Below are 1,342 nucleotides of genomic sequence, written 5' to 3'. Positions count from 1 at the left end.
GGATCGCAGTCACGACCCTCACGAGCGATGCCATCGGCTTGCGGATGGGCGGCGTGGTTGCCGGCCAGCGGCCGGCACTACCGATTCAGGCCCCTCCCCGCTCTTGCCTCGCCCTTCCCCTGCGCACCAGCCAACTATCGAGGGGCGGCGCGGGTGGGTTGGCGGGACCCTGAGCCGCATGGATGCGGCGACGGAGCTTACAAGGACGTACTTGCAGCGTGTCCCGACAATCCACCCGCGCCGACCCAGCCAGGCGAATACGAGAGCAGAGGCTCTGGCTCTGGCTCTGGCTCTGGCTCTGGCTCTGGCTCTGGCCCTGGCCCTGGCTCTGGCTCTGGCTCTAGGCCCCGGCCCCGCCTGTAGCCCGGCAGCCGATCGCAACCCGACCCCAGCCGGCGTCGACCCTGCCTTGGCCAACACCGGCCCCACAAACGACAAAAGCCCGGCCGAAGCCGGGCTTTTGCTGTCCTCCCAGCGGGATCCCGAAGGATCCCACGCCAGGCGCGATGGATCAGCGCTTGGAGAACTGGGTGGCGCGACGGGCCTTGTGCAGACCGACCTTCTTACGCTCGACTTCACGGGCGTCACGGGTCATGAAGCCAGCCTTGCGCAGCTCGGACTTCAGGGTTTCGTCGTACTCGACCAGCGCGCGGGCGATGCCCAGGCGGATCGCACCGGCCTGACCGGTGGTACCACCGCCAGCGGCGGTGACCATGATGTCGAAGCTTTCGGTGTTCTTGGTCAGTTCCAGCGGCTGACGCACGATCATGCGTGCAGTCTCACGGCCAAAGAACTCGTCCAGCGGACGGCCATTGACGGTGATGTTGCCGGCGCCCTTGCGCAGGAACACGCGGGCGGTGGAGGACTTGCGGCGGCCGGTGCCGTAGTTTTGAGTGATAGCCATGATTAGATATCCAGAACCTGAGGCTGCTGAGCGGCGTGCGGGTGCTCGGAACCCGAGTACACCTTGAGCTTGCGGTACATGGCGCGGCCCAGCGGGCCCTTCGGCAGCATGCCCTTGACGGCGGTCTCGATGACACGCTCCGGGTGGCGCTCAAGCGCCTGGGCCAGAGTTTCGGTCTTCAGGTTGCCGATGTAGCCAGTGAAACGGTGATACAGCTTGTCCTGCAGCTTGTTGCCGGTGACGACAATCTTTTCTGCATTGATGACAACCAGGTAATCACCGGTATCAACGTGAGGGGTGTAGACCGGCTTGTGCTTGCCGCGCAGACGGCGGGCCAGCTCGGTGGACAGACGGCCCAGCGTCTTGCCGGAAGCGTCGACGAGATACCAGTCGCGCTGGACGGTCTCGGACTTTGCAGTGAAAGTGCTCATGAAAGAA

2 protein-coding genes are annotated in these 1,342 nt (G+C 64.9%); both read right to left on the bottom strand.

Going from position 1 to position 1,342, the window contains the following annotated elements; all coding sequences use genetic code 11:
* Positions 1 to 511: 511 nt before the first annotated feature.
* Complete coding sequence (gene rpsI, locus DBR34_RS04750) at positions 512 to 904, bottom strand: 30S ribosomal protein S9 (protein WP_017354549.1); 393 nt, start codon at positions 902 to 904, stop codon at positions 512 to 514.
* 2 nt (positions 905 to 906) lie between these two features.
* The gene (gene rplM, locus DBR34_RS04745) at positions 907 to 1,335 is read right to left on the bottom strand and encodes a 50S ribosomal protein L13 (RefSeq protein WP_038685795.1); all 429 of its coding nucleotides are present in this window, start codon (positions 1,333 to 1,335) and stop codon (positions 907 to 909) included.
* Between the last annotated feature and the right edge of the window lie 7 nt (positions 1,336 to 1,342).

The organism is Stenotrophomonas sp. HMWF003 (assembly GCF_003061285.1).
In the GTDB taxonomy this organism is placed as follows: Bacteria; Pseudomonadota; Gammaproteobacteria; order Xanthomonadales; family Xanthomonadaceae; genus Stenotrophomonas; species Stenotrophomonas maltophilia_AP.
The sequence above is the reverse complement of the archived record's forward strand: the minus strand, read 5'-3'. Positions and strand labels throughout refer to the sequence as shown.

Bases quoted from the DNA above. Each gene is read 5' to 3' on its own strand.
- rplM (WP_038685795.1), bottom strand. From the start codon at position 1,335: ATGAGCACTTTCACTGCAAAGTCCGAGACCGTCCAGCGCGACTGGTAT.
- rpsI (WP_017354549.1), bottom strand. From the start codon at position 904: ATGGCTATCACTCAAAACTACGGCACCGGCCGCCGCAAGTCCTCCACC.